The following is an 18,211-nucleotide window of genomic DNA, read 5'->3' on the forward strand; positions in this document are numbered from 1 at the left end:
ATAAAATGAAAACCCATACATAGGGGAAGGGGAAAAACTATGAAGAAGTTCTTTTCATTTGATTTTTGGCAGAAATTTGGTAAGGCTTTATTAGTAGTAGTAGCGGTTATGCCCGCAGCTGGTATTATGATTTCACTTGGAAAACTAGTTGCAATGACTGGGGGAGACATCACTGCTGTACAAACAATTGCACGCGTGATGGAAGACATAGGCTGGGGTATCATTACAAATCTTCACATTTTGTTCGCTGTTGCCATCGGGGGCTCTTGGGCAAAAGAACGTGCTGGAGGTGCATTTGCTGCACTCATCGCATTCATTCTTATTAATCGAATTACAGGAGCCATTTTCGGAGTTCAAGCAGAAATGCTCTCAGATTCAAAAGCAACGGTTCAATCACTGTTTGGACAAGAATTAGTTGTAAAAGACTACTTCACATCTATTTTAGGATCTCCCGCTCTTAACATGGGAGTGTTCGTAGGAATTATCGCTGGGTTTTTAGGCGCGAATTTATTCAATAAATATTACAACTATGATAAATTGCCTGAAGCCCTTTCGTTTTTTAACGGCAAGCGCTTCGTACCATTTGTGGTCATCGGTGGTTCATTTGTAACGGCACTGCTTTTATCCATTGTATGGCCGTTCATCCAAGGTTCACTAAACAGCTTCGGACAGTGGATTGCAACATCTAGAGACACGGCTCCTATTCTAGCACCATTTATTTTCGGAGCATTAGAGCGTCTGCTTCTTCCATTTGGTCTTCATCATATGCTGACAGTTCCTATGAACTACACGGAGCTAGGCGGAACGTACAAAATTTTAACAGGTTCTGGAGCAGGTTCGACTGTTGCTGGTCAAGACCCTTTATGGCTTGCTTGGATTGCAGATTTAAATAATTTCCGTGCTGCAGGAGATATGGAAAGCTACAAGCAGCTATTACATGACGTTACACCTGCACGCTTTAAAGTAGGACAGATGATTTTATCTTGTGCGTCGCTAATTGGAATCGCTTTAGCAATGTATCGTAACGTAGATCCTGACAAACGTTCGAAATATCGTTCAATGTTCTTTTCAGCTGGGCTGGCTGTTTTCTTAACAGGCGTAACAGAACCGATTGAATTTATGTTCATGTTCACGGCACCTCTTCTATACGTCGTATACGCCATTATGACGGGACTGGCTTTTGCCATTGTTGATATTGTTCATGTTCGCGTACACTCATTTGGCGTAATTGAACTATTAACACGTACACCAATGATTATCAAAGCTGGACTATGGGCTGACTTAATGAACTTTGTCATCGCCTGCCTTGTATTCTTTGGCTTAAATTTTGGAGTGGCAAACTTCTTAATCAAACGTTTTAACTTCCCAACGCCGGGACGTAACGGAAACTATATCGATGAAGAAACAACTGCAACAAGCAGCAAGCAGGTGAAAAATGATTCGCTTGCCCCAGTCATTATTGGACTGCTTGGCGGAGAAAACAATATTGAAGACGTTGATGCTTGTATGACTCGCTTACGTGTAACGGTAAAAGATATACATGCCGTTGCAGGAGAAAGTGAGTGGAAACAAAACGGAGCCCTTGGTTTAATCTTGAAAGATAAAGGGGTACAAGCTATTTATGGACCTAAAGCGGATGTTTTGAAATCCGACATTCAAGATTTGTTAGGAGCTTAACATAATGAAGCTATTAACGTTAAATTGCCACTCTTGGCAAGAGGAAAATCAGCTAGACAAGTTATCTTGTCTAGCTGAAGTAATTAAAAAAGAAAAATATGATGTCATTTCTTTACAGGAAGTAAGCCAAAAAGTAGACGCACCTTATGTATATGACTACATTCGTAGCGATAATTACGCTTGGCTTTTAGCAAAAGAACTGGGTAAGCAAGGTGAAGACTATCAATTGGTATGGGATTTATCTCATATAGGCTATGAAGTGTATGAAGAAGGAATTGCCATTTTAACGAAACACCCGATTATTGAAGAGCATTCATTTTTTGTTTCACAAACGTCAAATATTGACTATTGGAAAACGAGAAGAATTGTTGGAGCAACAATCGAATATGAAAAAGAACTCCTTACGTTTTATTCTTGTCATCTTGGCTGGTGGGATGACGAGGAAGAGCCGTTCAAGCAGCAAGTTGATACGCTGCTAGCTCATGTACACAAAGATAACCCATTTTTCCTACTCGGAGACTTTAATAATGACGCTCATAGACGAAATGAAGGTTACGACTACCTGTTGAGCCAAGGCCTCTATGATACGTATACTCTATCGAACAAAAAAGACAGCGGTATTACAGTTAAAGGTAACATTGCTGGATGGGATGATAATGAACGGGCACTGCGCCTTGATCTAATTCTATCGAGTCATGCGCAGGATATTCAGTCATCAACTGTGGTTTTTAACGGCATACATTATCCCGTTGTTTCCGACCATTTTGGGGTCAGCGTTGAAGTGAAATAAGTGACATAAAGCGAACGAATAGCGTTCGCTTTTTTTCGTGTGATTATGATGATGTGAAAATCATCTTCTTTACTGCTTTATCTATCGTTTTAGAAGTGTCCGATAAACTTTCGCATTTTAAAAAGTAGGTGTGCTATAATATTGTGATGTTGGCGATATGCAACCCATTTTTGCATGTTTATCAATAAAATCACTCAACTTAATAGTAAGATGATACATGTAAGCTCTATTTAAATGAACACCCGTTGTCATTATCATAAACTAATAAAGAAAAATAGGTGTGAAATAATCATGAAAATTTTGTTGATTTCAAATATGTATCCTTCTGAACAATTCCCGAGCTATGGTGTATTTGTTCAAAACACTGAAAAAATTTTAGTTCAACATGGTATTCAAGTTGATAAAATTGTCATGCAAAAAAAGACAAACAAATTAAGCAAGCTTTTTAGCTATGCTTCTCATTATGCTAATGTCGTCTTGACGGGCTTGACAAAAAACTACGACTACCTTTACGTACATTATGCATCTCATAATGCTCTTCCGCTGCTGATTCTTAAAAAGCTAAAGAAGAATGTGAAGATTGTGACAAACGTGCATGGTTCAGACGTTGTACCTGAAGTACCTTCACAGGAAAAGTATCAGCCTAGAGTAAATGACTTATTGCAACATTCCACTAAAATTATTACTCCTTCTCCTTATTATAAAGGGCTCGTTGAAGAGAAATATAAGGTTTATAACCCAATTTATATTTTTCCAAGCGGAGGAGTGAATAAAGATCTGTTTCACCCTTATGCAGATAAAAGCAAAGCTTATCAAGAACTAAACTTGGACCCTACTATCCGTTATCTTGGATGTGTAAGCCGCATTGATGTGGGTAAAGGATGGGAATACTACCTGCAAGCAATTGCAAAAGCTGAACAACAAATGCCCACTTCTTACAAATACCTATACGTTGGAAGCGGAAAAGACGAAGCTGCATTTAAGGAAATGATCAAGACTCTGGGCCTAGAGGAAAAAGTCATCCATTTCCCTCTCCTTCCTCAGTCCTCTCTTGCTTACGTATATAATGCGATTGAAGCATTCGTGTTTCCGACCGTAAGAAAAGGAGAAAGTTTGGGCTTAGTCGGCCTCGAAGCTATGGCTTGCGGAGCACCCGTAATTGGGAGTCAGATTGGTGGTCTAAAAGATTACATTATAGACGGAAAGAATGGTCTATTCTTTGAGCCTAAAAATGTAGACGAACTAGCTTCACAGCTACAGGCTTATATTAATCTTCCTGAAGATGTGAAACAGCAAATGTCTCAACAGGCGTTACAAACAGCAAACCGCTACACAGTAGATGTAATTGCTGAACAACTACCAACAATTTTTTTTGATGAGGTGGAAAAATGAAAGTCGCAGTTTTAATTCCTTGTTATAACGAGGAAGTAACAATTGGAAAAGTAATTGACGATTTCAAACGCGAACTGCCTAGTGCAGATATTTATGTGTACGATAACAATTCAAAAGATCGCACAAGTGAAATTGCACTTGAACACGGGGCAATCGTCAAAAAAGAATTCAAGCAAGGAAAAGGAAACGTTGTACGTTCGATGTTTCAAGAAATTGATGCAGATTGTTATGTCATGGTAGATGGGGATGATACGTATCCTGCAGAATTTGTTCATCAATTAATTGAGCCTATTAGAAATCGAGAAGCTAACATGGTCATTGGAGATCGTTTATCAAACGGAACGTATCTCGAAGAAAACAAACGTGCTTTCCATAATTTTGGTAACAACTTAGTACGTTCTTTAATTAACGGCCTGTACAAAAGTAACATTAAAGATATCATGACAGGTTATCGTGCGTACGATAAATTATTTGTAAAATCAATACCTGTGATGAGCCCGGGATTTGAAATTGAAACAGAAATGAGTCTTCACGCGTTAGATAAACGCTTCCGCCTAAAAGAAATCGCGATCGATTATCGCGATCGACCTGAAGGCAGCGAATCGAAACTTAATACGTTCTCTGATGGATTTAAAGTGTTACGAATGATTTTTACGTTATTTAAAGAGTACAAGCCGCTTCAGTTCTTCTCCATTTGGACAGTGTTATTTATTGTCGCAGGATTAGCTGTTGGTGCTCCGGTACTTTATGAATTTTTTGATACAGGCTTTATTACCAAAGTACCTTCATCTATCTTAGCAACTGGATTGATGGTGTTAGGTGTTTTATCTTTCGTCTGTGGATTAATTCTAGATACAATCGCTTCATTAAATCGCAAGCAATATGAATTAGAACTAAATAAAAAAATTGAACAGATTGAACAAGTAGGAGAATAACAATGATGAAGAATAAAAAAAGTATTTTGCTGCTTACAGTAACAGCTTTAATTATTCTTATCGGTTTAAGTATTGGTAATCCAGACGGTGTTCATTATCTTTCCCTTTTTGCTGCACTTGTATTTACCATCATAAGCTCTATTTTTATTTATAAAAATAGAGCTTATGCTTCATTTAAACCGCTAGAATGGCTATTGCTGATTGTTTTTTCGTTTATCGTACAGTTTTCGCTTTTAGATAACTTACATATGACAAGCTCAACTATTTTCTTACTCGTTTTGTATGCCATCAGCCGTACCTTATTGGCAATGCTGCTGACGGCCGCTGTACTCAGCGCTATCAAACAGATAAACGATTTTCACTATAAATTTGCACACCCAAAGCGTTACCTAGGAATTGTTACGATTCTTATTTTAGCTGTTAGTCTATATTACTGGTTCGCCTTTTTCCCAGCGGCCATGACTCCCGATTCATTAGCACAGTGGAGACAGGCACATAACGGAGAATTTAACGATTGGCACCCTATTATGATTACGTGGCTGATTATGCTGCTGACAAAAATATGGGATAACCCAGGAATTGTAGCATTCACGCAAATTGTTGTTGTAGTAAGCATATACGCCTATACGTTTGACTTTTTCATTAAACGCAAAGCACATCCTGTTATGATTGGACTTTTAACAGCTATTATTGTCATTATTCCAAGCTTTTTAATCTTTTCAATTATTATTTGGAAAGATATTTTATACAGTGCTTTTCTGTTGTTTTTTACGGTGAATATTGCAAAAATCTATTTGTCAAAAGGTGCTTGGATTAAAAGTAAAGCAGGCTTTTTCTTACTTTTACTTTCCGCATTTGGAGTAGCTTTCTTTAGACATAATGGTTTTCCTGTATTTGTTTTGACTTTCCTTTTAATGATCGTCTTATTCAGAAAAAATTGGAAACCTCTTGTCACGATTTTCTTAGTCGTCTTTATTTTACAAAAGATTGTTACAGGCCCTGTGTTCACGTGGCTTGATGTACAGCCTTCGGATCCAAATGAGGCTTTGTCTATCCCAACTCAACAAATTGCAAACATCATTTCAAATGATGGGGAGATGTCAAAAGAAGAGCGCGAATATTTTAATAAAGTGCTTCCTATTGAATTGTGGAAAGAAAAGTACAATCCATATAAAAGCGATCCTATTAAATTCACTTGGAAATACTACGACCGCGAGTTTATTTTTAATGATCTAGGTCTTTATTTTAAAAATTATGCTAGCATTGTCATCAAAAATCCTTATCTAGCAACGGAGGGCTTTCTCAAACAAACGGCTTTAGTATGGCAAATCAATCCTTTTAAAGATGGCTACACAGATACGTATGTAACCAACATTTATTACGGCAATGATTTAGGTCTTAAAAATAAAGTAATCGAGCCGTTTATTACGCATACTGCCAATGCTTACTTAGCTATTTTTAAGCACCCTGTTTTTACATTCTTATGGAAACCAGCTTTTTATCACTGTGTCATTTTATTATTTTCATTAATGCTAGTGATTCGAAGAGGATTTACGTCACTTATTATCGTCATTCCTTGGGCTCTTAACACGCTTTCTGTTCTTGCGGCATTGCCGGCTCAAGATTTTCGATATTTATTAGCAAGCGTATTTGTGTCTTTCTTCTTTATTGGTCTTCCTTTTATCCGATTTGATCAGAACGAAAGGGGTGTGACCTCCTGATGGAGAGCAATTACAACAAAAAGCTAGGAATCACACTCATTATCGTGGCTTCCCTGTTTACAGCTGTTGGACAACTTTTTTGGAAGTTGTCCGAAGCTTCATTTAACTTAAATTTAATTATTGGTTTTTTTCTTTATGGATTAGGAGCGGTTTTTATGATTGCCGCTTTTAAATTTGAAAGAGTTTCCTTGCTTCATCCATTTTTAAGCCTAGGATACGTAATCAGCATTGCTAATGGTTTCTTTCTATTAAATGAAACCATTAGCCCTATGAAGCTGGTCGGTACTCTTATTATTATCGTAGGTGTAATTTTAGTAGGTGGCCAAGATGAATAGTATCCCGCTTTTACTTATTATGACCCTTTTAGGTTCAGTTGGAGCTGTCTTTTTCAAGTATATTTCTACGTATTTAAATGAAAAAAAGATAAAGCTAGCGCTTATTTGCTTTGTGGGTGGCGGCCTTTTTTACGGGGCGGCAGCTCTGCTTAATGTGTATGTTTTAACGCTGTTACCTTACTCTATTGTATTTCCGCTCACGTCTATTACGTATATTTGGACATTAACATTCGGTTACTTTTTAATTAAAGAAAAAGTTACAACAAAACAAGTTATCGGCTGTATTCTTCTAATTGTCGGATGCTTCTTTATTGCTAATAGTTGATGAGATAACTTGAAAAGGTAGGAGTTTCGCATGAAAAACTTAAAATTCGCGAGCATTTTACTGCTCATATCAACATTATTTTTGAAATTTTCTAGTATGATTCGTGATTTAGTTATTGCTAACTATTTCGGTACAAGTTATATCGTCGATTCATACAACGCAGCAATGATCATTCCAAACGCTTTTATTTTATTTATGTTAACGGGGATGAAGGATGCGTTTATTCCTAGTTATTTACGTTATGAAAAAGAAAATAAAGGAAAGGTTCATTTGACTAATATTGTTAAATCAACCTTTCTTATTTGTTTCATTATTTCGGTTCTCGGATCAATTGCCGCTTTCTTTTACTTTCCCGCTTCGTATTCTAATTTTTCCAAAGCAGCAATTGAACTAGGAATTTATACGGGCGTTATGTACTTCTTGTCTCTTTCACTAGTTGGAGTGAATGCCGTATACGAAGGGGTATTTGATGCACGAAGTCAATATTCTTTCTCCGTGTTTTCTCAAACGGTTGTGGTACTATTTACGATTTTAAGTACAATCCTATTACACTCAATTATGGGCGGCTATGCAATTGCTCTTGGCTATTTTGTAGGAACAATTGCTTCTTTCTTAATTAAAGTTGTCTATTTTAAACCGCAGCATCTGCTGTTATGGAAGCAAAAAATTGACCGTGATGAAGTGGTGGCTTTTTATAAAGTATTTATCCCTGTTGGTGTGACCATTATGGTCGGTCAAATTAATTTAACTGTAAACTTCTTCTTTGCTGGCTCCTTTGGTGAAGGTGTTATTTCATACTTAAATTACGCCTTCAGACTTGTAAGTATTCCCCAGGCAATATTCGGGGTTACGGTCGCAACCATTATTTATCCGCTGATTGCAAGAGCCATTTCTGAAAAAGATGAAGAACGTTTTAAATCGGGAATTGAAAAAGGGATTACGTTTATGCTGATGCTGCTAATTCCAACGATTGTCATTATGATTTTTTATATGAAAGACATTGTAATGATTGCTTATCAGCGCGGTGCATTTGACGCACATTCAACGTTAAAAACAACGGATGTATCTTATTATTACCTAGGTTCGGTGTTTTTCTATTCGCTGCAAGCTGTTCTTGCAAAAGGATTTTATTCTCTTCAAAAAGGTTATCTTATTATGAGAGCAGGCTTATTATCCATTGTGTTAAATATCATCTTTAACATGATTTTCACTAAATTTATGGGATACCAAGGGTTAGCACTTTCCATGTCAGTGGTTGCCTTTTTCTATACAGCCATCGTATTCGTTATGCTGGCAAAACAAATCAATCACTTCCATTACGGATATCTAGTGAAAGAAACAGGAAAAATTCTTTTAGCTTCCGTACCTGTTGCTATCGTCATGTTCTTCTTAAAGGACATCGCATTTTTGAATTCATTACATGTTATCTTACGATTTGGTATTGTCTGTATTGCAGGTGGTTTAGTATACTTAATGTCGACGCTATTATGCAGAGTAGAAGGTGTTATGCTTTTAGTTAAAAGAAAACGTTAATTCACGTAAAACAGGAGAGTACTATATGAAGAACACATACTGGTTATTTTTTCTGTTCGTTGGTTTTATTTCAATTCAGCCAATTATTGATATGCTAACGACGTACATGGTTTTGAACATGGATAGTGGTCTCTCAATTGGGGTTGTTATTCGCTTTCTATATATGATTTTTGCAGGTGTCCTACTTTTAGTGTTTGCCAAACAATCAAAATGGGCTAGATATTCGATTATCTACCTTATTGTTTTTGCACTCTTTCTTGGACTCAATATCTACTTAAATCATCAATGGAAAGATCCTTATTATATTGGGCAAGAAATTAAATTTTTCAATAAAGTTGTTTATATGAACGTTACATTACTTGGAATGATTGTGATGTTTTCACATTATCGATCTTCCGTGGATGTAAAAAGAGTACTGAGCAAAAACTTATTGACTGCTTCACTCATCATCAGTATTGTTTTTATCGGTACAATGCTAACAGGTACAGCACTAGAGAGTTATCAGTATAATAAAATCGGATTCAAAGGCTGGTTTTATGCAGCGAATGAGCTAGGAGCAACCATTGCTATTTTGCTTCCTCTCACACTGCTTTTAGCTTTAGATAAAGTACGTTCGTTTTCAAAAGCTTATTACTGGATTCCTTTTATCTTGTTAGCCGTTTCGTCCATCATGCTTGGAACGAAAGTAGGCTTAGGTGCCGTTATTCTTTCTTTAGTTGTAGCAACAGTTGTCTTATTTGCAAAATTATTTACGAATAAACGCAGCTTAATTAAAGCCAACTTAGTCATTTCAATTCTGCTTTTAATTGTAACCGGAGCAACCACTCCTATTTCTCCAGCTTATAAAAACACATATACGCACATCGATATGTTAGAGGCTAAAAAAGAGAAAACAAAGCAAGAAAAGCCGGAAAAGAAAGAAAAAGAAAAGCCAGCTAAAAAGAAAAAACAAAAGGAATCAAATTTAGATGACAAAGATATTCAAAATCTGATTCTAAGCAGCCGTGAGCAATTTTTAGCTCATCATAAGGAAGAGTATGCAAAAGCACCTATTGCAAGAAAAATGATAGGTATGGGCTTTTCTGGTGACTATACCAAACAGCTTCCGCCAAAGATGATTGAAATGGATTTTTATGATCTGTTTTTCTCTTTAGGTATCATCGGATTTTTACTATGGGTTCTTCCACTTCTAGTAGTTGGTTTAACCGTATTGGTTCGATTATTTAAAGACCCATCACAGCTTCTTGATGAAAGCTTTATGATGTATATTACAGCAATTGTATTAGCTCTTGGAATTGCTTTTGTAGCTGGGCATGTCTTCACCGCACCAGCCGTTACTATCTATTTTGCAGCAGCTGCTGCTTATCTGTTCGTCATTCATTTCAAACAAAGACAAGCATAAAAAAACAGGCCATTGAAGGCCTGTTTTTTTATCTTTTTAATGACTGAAGGCTTAACACCGTATCACCCGCATTAACGTTTATTTCTTGATCATGAGCAAAAAAACTCAATGCCTTTCCTTGCTTGCTCACTGCTAGTAAAAGAGAATCATCGCTTTTCTCCTCAAGATATGTTTCATACGTATATTCATCCGTAATTTTTGTATTGTAAATCGTATATCCATGCTCCATTTTATGATGCAGAAACTCCCACGTAATTCCTTTCTTAAAGAGCATGCGTCCTCTTACCGTGTGCATAATTTCATCGACATCTTCTCTTGAATCTTCTTGGTCACGAATACTTAATTGAAAAACATTGTTCCGTCCCATATCTTGAAGAAAAGCAGTACAAACAAGTGCATTATATGCATCTAACTCAGTTGCAGCAATCACGTATTCATAAGGAGTTAAATCTAGATGATATTCCGTTTGCTCAGCTAGAACTTCTCCGTGATATACATCTACTTCCGCTCTGCGCGCAACTTTTAACCGCTCCCACGAAGAATCAGCAACTAACACTGGATAGCCCAGCTGTTTTAAATTGGAAGCAAAGGCAACCGTAAAATCATTGCTTCCTACAAGCAAAATACCAGGTTCTTCTCCAATTGATAAATCAAGCTTCTTAGCTAGCCATGAAAGGGAAAAACCGTGTGCACAAACCGTAGCAAATACTAAAGCAAATGTCAGCGTTGTTAGGATGGAAGCATCTTTAAATCCTTCATCGATTAGTACTTTCGCAAAGTAACTTGAGACCGTTAACGCCACAATGCCGCGCGGGGCAATCCAGCCAATCAGTATTTTTTCTTTTATCGATAAATCTGTCCCTACCGTTGATAAAAAGATGGAGACAGGTCTGACAATAAACAGCATAAGTAAAACAAACAAAATAATATTCCAATGAAAAATTTCAGTAATGGTCTTCATCGTCAGTCCAGCCGTTAACATGATAAAAATAGTAGAAGTCAATAGAACCGAAATGTTCTCTTTAAAATGTCGCATATCACTAATAGATGAAATATGCATATTAGCAAGCGTAATCCCCATCGCTGTTACTGCTAGAAGACCTGTTTCATGCTTAATTTCATCAGCTATCGTAAAGCAGGCAATAACGACAATAAATACGACTGGAGATTTTAAATACTCTGGAATATGACCCTTTTGAAACATCCATCCTATTCCGCGGCCAAGAAGCCACCCTATTAAAACAGCAATAATAGAGGCTATGAAGAAAAAGAGAATTTTTTTTCCACTCACTTCTCTCAGCACTAAAAATTGAACAATTTCAAACGAAAAAACGGCCAGCAGTGCACCAAAGGGATCAACAATAATACCTTCCCATTTTAAAATCGCTGCTGGTTTTGGTTTTAATTTAGCTTGTCGTAAAAGAGGTAGAATCACGGTTGGACCCGTCACAATAAAAAGCCCTCCGATAACAATTGCCACCGCCCATGATAAATCTGCTATATAATGAGCAGCTAAAGAGCCTAAAACCCAAGCTAGCATGGCTCCGAGCGTCACAATGCGAAACACGGGCTTTTCGATTCCCCTTACCTCTCTCATGTCTAAATTCAAGCTGCCTTCAAATAAAATAACAGCTACAGCAATCGATACAAAAGGATCAAAAAGCTGAGCAAATTGTGCTTTAGGATCAATTAAACCTAAAATAGGGCCTGTTAGTAGTCCGATAATTGACATCACGACAATTGCTGGTAACTTAAATCTCCAAGCCAGCCACTGAGATAGAACTCCTAGTCCCACTACAAGCGTGATATGTATAAGCATAGGTTCCATTGTATCTTCCTTCTCTCGTTCGCATAATGTGTATATATTTTCCCTAAAATAAACCGATGTTATACAGGAAGAAACAAACACTACCTTGTTTTACCACTTTTTCAAAAATGCTAAACGCATACTCTTTTCTTTGAATCCAAGCTGTTTTCTTTCATTCGACACATATTTTACTCGTGTTTGTCGAATTTCACTTTATTATCAAATAATAAAAAGCCTTTAGCTTCTGCTAAAGGCTTTTTGCCGGATGATCCAATTCATATAGCTTTTGATAGTGACTGTTCGTCGCAAGTAATTCATCATGCGTTCCTCGAATGGCTATCTTACCATCCTGCAAAAATAAGATTTCATCCATTTTTTCCATCCCAACTAAATTGTGCGTAACCCAAATTAAGGTTTTGTCTTGAAGAGTTTCAAAGATAGTGGATAACAGACGCTTTTCAGTCATAGCATCCAACCCTGCAGTTGGCTCATCTAGCATAACAATTGGCGTATGCTGAAGCAAAACACGTGCTAACGCAATCCGCTGACGTTCCCCTCCCGAGAAGCGCTGACCTGTTTCTAGCATCGGCGTTTGATATCCTTGGTGCAAACCTTCCACAAGGGAGTGCATATTCACTTGCTTCATGGCCTCAATTACTTCTTCTTTTGTGGCCTCTTCATTAGCTAGTAATAAATTGTTGGCTACGCTTGTATTAAATAAATAAGGATTTTGATTTAATACAGAGATGAGTTTTGGTACGTCTTCACGAACCTCAGCAACAGACTGACCGTTTAGCTGAACTGTACCTTCTGTAGGTACTAAGGAGCCTTGCAGCAACTTTAATAGAGTCGATTTTCCAGCTCCACTCTTGCCAAGAATCGCAATTTTTTTCCCTTGCTCGACTTGAAATGAAAGATCATGAATTACTGACTCCTCCTCATTACTATAGCGAAAGCTTACATGCTCAACTTTTAATCTAACCGAATTCCATGAACCTTTATAAGGTAGAGAACGAGTATGTTTTTTCTTTTCGTTCACATCTTCCCAGTTCTTTTCCATTGCCTGTACTTTATTTAATGATTCTTCAAACTGAGGAATCTTTTCTACTGCATTGGATACTGGCAGCAGGGCTTCAGATAAAGGAAATACTACTAAAATAAAAGCAACAATAAACACACCTGCAAGCTCTTTATCTGCAAAAAGAGAAGCCCCAAACCAAATCATTGTGACAATTAAACCTGCTACAATAAGTTGTCCAAACAATTCTCGGTAATACGTCCATAGTTTAAGCTTACGATCCATGCCGTCTAACTCATTTTCTGTTTTGTTATACGAACGAAAAAATGACTGCTGCTGACCGCTTAACACCCAATCAGCCACTCCTAAAAAGCCATCTGTGACCTTGGCATATAACTGTGCTTTGCTTAATTTATATCTCTGATTGGCTGCCTTCATATGCCAAAGGGAAAAAAGCGGCATCACTACTACTAATAAAAATAAATAGATAGCAATCAAACATGCAAACTTTAGGCTAAAGAACCCTAAAGCTACAATCGAAATAACGTATAAAATAACAGCTGAAATTGTTGGAAGAATGGTACGCAAGAACAAGTCTTGTAAACTTTCAATATCTTCCGCAAGAACTCCTAAAACATCTCCTGTTTGATAGCGAGATGTAGCAATTAACGGTTCAATCAAATAATAAAGACGCGTCCGCATTTTAGCTAAAATACGAAGAATAAAATCGTGACTGACAAGACGCTCCGCATAACGGAAAGCTGCTCGGCTTAAGCCAAATGTACGCACAAGTACAATTGGAACATACACCAATAAAATCGTTTCTGGCTGTAAGGAAGAAGCTGAAATCAAATAACCTGACGTGAACATTAGCGCGCAAGCAGAACCAATCGTTAACAAGCTTAGTAATAAGATAGAAAAGATACGATATTTATATGTTTTAAAGTAGGGCCATATCCAACTTTTATATTTCATCATATCTCCTCCTCTTCATGTAAAAATTGATAGTAAGCTCCTTTTTTTTGAATCAGTTCTTGATGATTACCGATTTCTGCAACCTTTCCGTCCTCTATTACAACAATGAGATCCATGTCTTTCATCCAATGCAGACGGTGCGTAGCTAAAATAAATAACTTCTCTTGGAACATTGTTAAAATATCTTGCTTTAATTCATATTCCGTTTCAATATCGACTTGTGCCGTTGGTTCATCAAGCATAATAATAGGACGGTCGCTTAGAAATGCCCTTGCTAGAGCAATTCTTTGAGCTTGGCCGCCGCTAAGCTGCCGTCCCCCATCTCCTATCATTTCATTTTCCTTCTTAGGCATCTGTTGAACCGTTGATAAAAGTCCTGCTTTCGTTAAAGCATCTTCATAATCATATGAGCCGCCTCTATCTTGATAAAATTCAATATTTTCTTTTACTGTTCCATTAAAAATAAATGGGTGCTGACGGATATACGTAATCTGCTTTTGCCAAGCATCTGAGCGTAAATCAATTGGCACGCCGTTTACTTCAGCAGAGCCTTCTGTAGATTGTACAAAGCCACTTAGTATATCAATAAGTGTCGATTTTCCAGCTCCGCTTTTTCCGATGATTCCAATTTTCTGTATTCCTTTAACATGCAGTGACACCTCTTCAAGAGAAGGTGGCTGCTCTTTGTCATATTTTACAGTGATATAACGTAATTGAAGTTCACTGCTTTTAGTCCAACTAGGAACATCTTCTTTTTTAGCCGGCGGTTTTTCAGCCTGCTTCACAATCTTAAGTAATGCATCTCCGGATTCTTTTCCGTCTAATGTTGCATGGTAATCGTTTCCGACTTCTCGTATCGGCAGGAAATATTCAGGCGCCAGCAATAAAATCATAAGTGCAGGCTCTAATGTCATAGACCCGTTTACCAGCCGCAAACCAAGCATAACAGCCACGATGGCTACAGATAACATCGTAAAGAAATCTAGAGCAAACGTAGATAAAAAAGCAATTCGGAGCGTTCCCATGGTCGCTTTTCGATAACGGTCACTGACTCTTTCAATCGTTTCAGCATGTTCCTTACTTTTCCCGAGAAATGTTAAAGTTTCTAACCCTCGAAGCGAATCTACAAAGTGGTTGGACAACACGTGATATGTCTCCCATTGGCTATCTATTTTTTTTTGTGCAGCCAATCCAAGCAAAATCATAAATAAAATTAAAATTGGCATGGTCACAAGTAAAATAATGCCTGAAAGCCGATCATGGTACCAGACGAAAGCAAGCACTAGCCAAGGCGTAACGCTAATGGCGGCCAGTTTAGGCAAAAACAGCTCGAGATAAGCGCGAAGTTTCTGTAGGCCTGTGGTGATGAGCGTCACCAAGTTTCCTGTTCCTTCATCTTTGGTAAAACGCGGTCCTAATGAAAAAATGCTTTGCATGACTATCAAACGAAGTTCCTGAGTCGTTTTGACTCCAAATTGATATGCTGTTTTTTTTACTATAAAACCTACGATATGACGAATCATAAAGGCAGACAAAAACAATCCGATTGCTTTTGTCTGCGAAGTTAAACTTTCACCATGAAAAAGAGCGGTAATTACTTCGGCGAGCCACTTAGCTTGAAAAATAATGGCTACACTTTGAATAGTAATGAGCCCTATTAACATGGCAAGAACCATTTTTATTCCGTTGTAAACCATTAAATTTCTACCCATTAATACTCCATATGCTCCTTATGATCTACACGTTTTCTGAAAACGTAGTAGCTCCAAATTTGATAACCTAACACAAAAGGCAGTAATGCAATAGCAGCGTAAGACATAATTTTTAAGGAATAATTCCCTGATGCTGCATTATGAATCGTTAAACTATAGCTTTCATTGATTGAACTAACCAAAACGGTTGGAAACAACCCTGCAAATATAGAGGAAATTGATAAAATCAAAATTAAGCCAGACATAGCAAATGCCCATCCGTCTTTTTTTCGTGTAAGGAAAAATCCTGCTAGTAAATACACGAAAATACCGATGAAAAATGTATATAGCATCAAGCGGCTATGATTACTGAATAAATCTGTTTCAAAAAACGTCATGCCTGAAAAGATAAGAAGCAGCAAGGCATTCACAGGCAAAAGCTTCATAGCGACCTTCCGTGAACGATCTCTAATATCGTCCATCGTACGGATCGTCGCAAAAATAAGTCCGTGCCATAAGCAAAGCATTGTTAACGTAATGCCGCCTGTTATGGTATATAGATTAACAATATCCGAAAAGCCGGCATTCATTTGCATGTTGCGCTCAACAGGCAGTCCTTTCATTAACGCTGAAAATAAGACACCAAAAATGAGCGGTGGAAAAAGACTTCCAAAGAAGATAACCCAATCCCACGCATTTTTCCACGCTTGTTTTTCAACTTTCCCTCGAAATTCAAATGCTACACCGCGGCCAATCAGCGACAGCAACAGAAGAACAAAAAGAACATATGACCCGCTTAATAGCGTTGCATACCAGTTTGGAAAAGCGGCAAACATAGCACCGATTGCTGAAATTAGCCAAACTTCATTTGCATCCCAAAAAGGACCGATTGTATTAATGAAAGCTCGTCGCTCTAAGTCGTTTCTTCCTAAAAAACGAGACACCATTCCAATCCCAAAATCAAAGCCTTCTAAAAAGATAAAACCAACAAACAGAATGGATACTAGTAAATACCAGAATTCATTAAGAGAAAACATTGTATCCCTCCTTTGTAAACGGATCAGTTGATACTACTTTTGTATGTGCTTCGTGATCGTGATCCGGACCTTTTTTAATTTCTTTAACGAACAAGAACACCATAATCACAGCTAAAATTAAATAAAAGAACGAAAACGAGATAATAGAAAACAGCAATTCACCTGCTGTTACACCAGGAGACACGGCATCTTCCGTTTTCATATAGCCAAATACAACCCAGGGCTGACGGCCAATCTCTGTCATAATCCAACCTGCTGAGCTTCCAAGGAACGGAAAGGCAATGGCAATCGTCATAATACGTAAAAATAGTTTGCTCTCTTGAAGTTTTTTACGAGAAAGCAAGTACGTGCCCCAAATGCCTAATGCACATAATACGCCACCTAGACCAGCCATAATGCGGAAACTCCAAAATGTTGTCCGAACGGGTGGAATATAATTTCCTGCTCCATATTTCGCCGTATACTGCTCCTGCAGCTCGTTCATCCCAGGAACGGAACCTGAAAATTTCCCGTATGATAAGAAGCTTAATAAATAAGGTATTTTGATTTCGCCCGTATTTTTCTTTTCATCGGGGTGAATATTTGCTGTTACCGTCCAAGCGCCTGGACTTCCGCTGTTTTCCCATAATCCTTCACTTGCGGCCATTTTCATCGGCTGTGTTTTAACTAAGTATCCGGCCTGTTCATGACCAGATAACGCAATTCCCACACCTGAAACTAACCCTACAATAATGGCAACTTGAAATGATTTTTTGGCAAAAGCCAAATGTTTTTTCTTCAAGAGCATAATGGCACTGACACCCGTGATAAAAAAGGCGCCTGTTGCAAACGAACCTAAAATGGTATGAGGGAATTCAACCCACAGCTGACCATTTGTTAACAATTTAAAGAAGTCATTCATTTCTAAACGGCCATTATTCAGCTCCATTCCAACCGGATGCTGCATAAAAGAATTAGCCGTTAAAATAAAGAACGCTGAAAAAATAGTACCTAGACTAACAAGCCAAATACATAGACAGTGCAGCCATTTAGGCAAACGATCCCACCCGAAAATCCACAGTCCGAGGAAAGTGGACTCCATAAAAAATGCTAGCAGTGCTTCAATAGCAAGCGGCGCACCGAATACATCTCCTACAAACCGTGAGTACTCTGACCAGTTCATGCCAAACTGAAATTCTTGTAAAATACCTGTTACGACGCCGACAGCAAAGTTAATCAGGAATAAGTGCCCCCAAAACTTTGCCATCTTTTTATACTGTTCACCTTTTTTTACTACGTACATCGTTTCCATGATCGCTACTAAAAAGACAAGACCTATAGATAGCGGTACAAAGATAAAATGAAACAGCGTCGTTGATGCAAATTGAATACGTGATAGTATAACTGTATCCATCTTCTTTCTCCTTTCATATATAAGAACATTCATCATTTCCATACATACTTTGCTCATTTCTGAGCATCTTTTACTTACATTGTGAAACATTGAGCATAATAATTCGAGAAATATGCTCAATGTTTCACATACATATGTAATATCTCTCTTTCTATTTACATAGTATAGTCTATTTTTTTA

The 18,211-nt window shown here is 37.6% G+C and carries 14 protein-coding genes; 9 read left to right on the top strand and 5 right to left on the bottom strand.

Annotated elements, in window-relative coordinates:
- Positions 1-39 precede the first annotated feature (39 nt).
- The 9 genes from ACN6NE_RS10675 to ACN6NE_RS10715 all read left to right on the top strand — a co-directional run bounded on the left by ACN6NE_RS10675 (position 40) and on the right by ACN6NE_RS10715 (position 10,110).
- Positions 40-1,677 (top strand): PTS transporter subunit IIBC, encoded by a 1,638-nt coding sequence (locus ACN6NE_RS10675; RefSeq protein WP_474325308.1) that lies wholly within the window; start codon positions 40-42, stop codon positions 1,675-1,677.
- A gap of 4 nt (positions 1,678-1,681) precedes the next feature.
- The gene (locus tag ACN6NE_RS10680; RefSeq protein ID WP_129705530.1) at positions 1,682-2,467 is read left to right on the top strand and encodes an endonuclease/exonuclease/phosphatase family protein; all 786 of its coding nucleotides are present in this window, start codon (positions 1,682-1,684) and stop codon (positions 2,465-2,467) included.
- Positions 2,468-2,758: 291 nt separating this feature from the next.
- Positions 2,759-3,859 carry a glycosyltransferase family 4 protein gene (locus ACN6NE_RS10685; protein ID WP_129705532.1) on the top strand — a complete coding sequence of 367 codons (1,101 nt, stop codon included), beginning with the start codon at positions 2,759-2,761 and terminating at the stop codon, positions 3,857-3,859.
- Positions 3,856-4,794 (top strand): glycosyltransferase family 2 protein, encoded by a 939-nt coding sequence (locus ACN6NE_RS10690; protein WP_013059871.1) that lies wholly within the window; start codon positions 3,856-3,858, stop codon positions 4,792-4,794. Before ACN6NE_RS10685 ends, ACN6NE_RS10690 begins: the two co-directional genes overlap by 4 nt.
- 2 nt (positions 4,795-4,796) lie before the next feature.
- Positions 4,797-6,515, top strand: a complete 1,719-nt coding sequence (locus tag ACN6NE_RS10695; RefSeq protein ID WP_474325309.1) for a DUF6020 family protein — start codon at positions 4,797-4,799, stop codon at positions 6,513-6,515.
- Entirely contained in the window at positions 6,515-6,850 is a 336-nt protein-coding gene (locus ACN6NE_RS10700; RefSeq protein ID WP_252284511.1) for a DMT family transporter, read from the top strand. The genes ACN6NE_RS10695 and ACN6NE_RS10700 overlap by 1 nt, the downstream gene beginning before the upstream one ends.
- Positions 6,843-7,175 (top strand): EamA family transporter, encoded by a 333-nt coding sequence (locus ACN6NE_RS10705; RefSeq protein WP_016765961.1) that lies wholly within the window; start codon positions 6,843-6,845, stop codon positions 7,173-7,175. Before ACN6NE_RS10700 ends, ACN6NE_RS10705 begins: the two co-directional genes overlap by 8 nt.
- 30 nt (positions 7,176-7,205) lie before the next feature.
- Positions 7,206-8,708 carry a murein biosynthesis integral membrane protein MurJ gene (murJ, locus tag ACN6NE_RS10710; protein WP_057240054.1) on the top strand — a complete coding sequence of 501 codons (1,503 nt, stop codon included), beginning with the start codon at positions 7,206-7,208 and terminating at the stop codon, positions 8,706-8,708.
- Between the two features lie 25 nt (positions 8,709-8,733).
- Complete coding sequence (locus ACN6NE_RS10715) at positions 8,734-10,110, top strand: O-antigen ligase family protein (protein ID WP_474325310.1); 1,377 nt, start codon at positions 8,734-8,736, stop codon at positions 10,108-10,110.
- A gap of 28 nt (positions 10,111-10,138) precedes the next feature.
- On the opposite strand, the gene ACN6NE_RS10720 is transcribed toward ACN6NE_RS10715, so the two are convergent.
- The 5 genes from ACN6NE_RS10720 to ACN6NE_RS10740 form a co-directional block, all read right to left on the bottom strand.
- Entirely contained in the window at positions 10,139-11,938 is a 1,800-nt protein-coding gene (locus ACN6NE_RS10720; RefSeq protein WP_474325311.1) for a cation:proton antiporter, read from the bottom strand.
- A gap of 226 nt (positions 11,939-12,164) precedes the next feature.
- Positions 12,165-13,913, bottom strand: coding sequence for a thiol reductant ABC exporter subunit CydC (gene cydC, locus ACN6NE_RS10725; protein WP_474325312.1), 1,749 nt, complete (start codon positions 13,911-13,913; stop codon positions 12,165-12,167).
- Positions 13,910-15,622 (bottom strand): thiol reductant ABC exporter subunit CydD, encoded by a 1,713-nt coding sequence (cydD, locus tag ACN6NE_RS10730; RefSeq protein WP_474325313.1) that lies wholly within the window; start codon positions 15,620-15,622, stop codon positions 13,910-13,912. The genes cydC and cydD overlap by 4 nt, the downstream gene beginning before the upstream one ends.
- Positions 15,622-16,638 (bottom strand): cytochrome d ubiquinol oxidase subunit II, encoded by a 1,017-nt coding sequence (gene cydB / locus ACN6NE_RS10735; protein ID WP_474325314.1) that lies wholly within the window; start codon positions 16,636-16,638, stop codon positions 15,622-15,624. Before cydB ends, cydD begins: the two co-directional genes overlap by 1 nt.
- Positions 16,625-18,031 carry a cytochrome ubiquinol oxidase subunit I gene (locus tag ACN6NE_RS10740; RefSeq protein ID WP_129705545.1) on the bottom strand — a complete coding sequence of 469 codons (1,407 nt, stop codon included), beginning with the start codon at positions 18,029-18,031 and terminating at the stop codon, positions 16,625-16,627. Before ACN6NE_RS10740 ends, cydB begins: the two co-directional genes overlap by 14 nt.
- Positions 18,032-18,211 lie beyond the last annotated feature (180 nt).

It is taken from the genome of Priestia sp. 53B2, assembly GCF_056099005.1.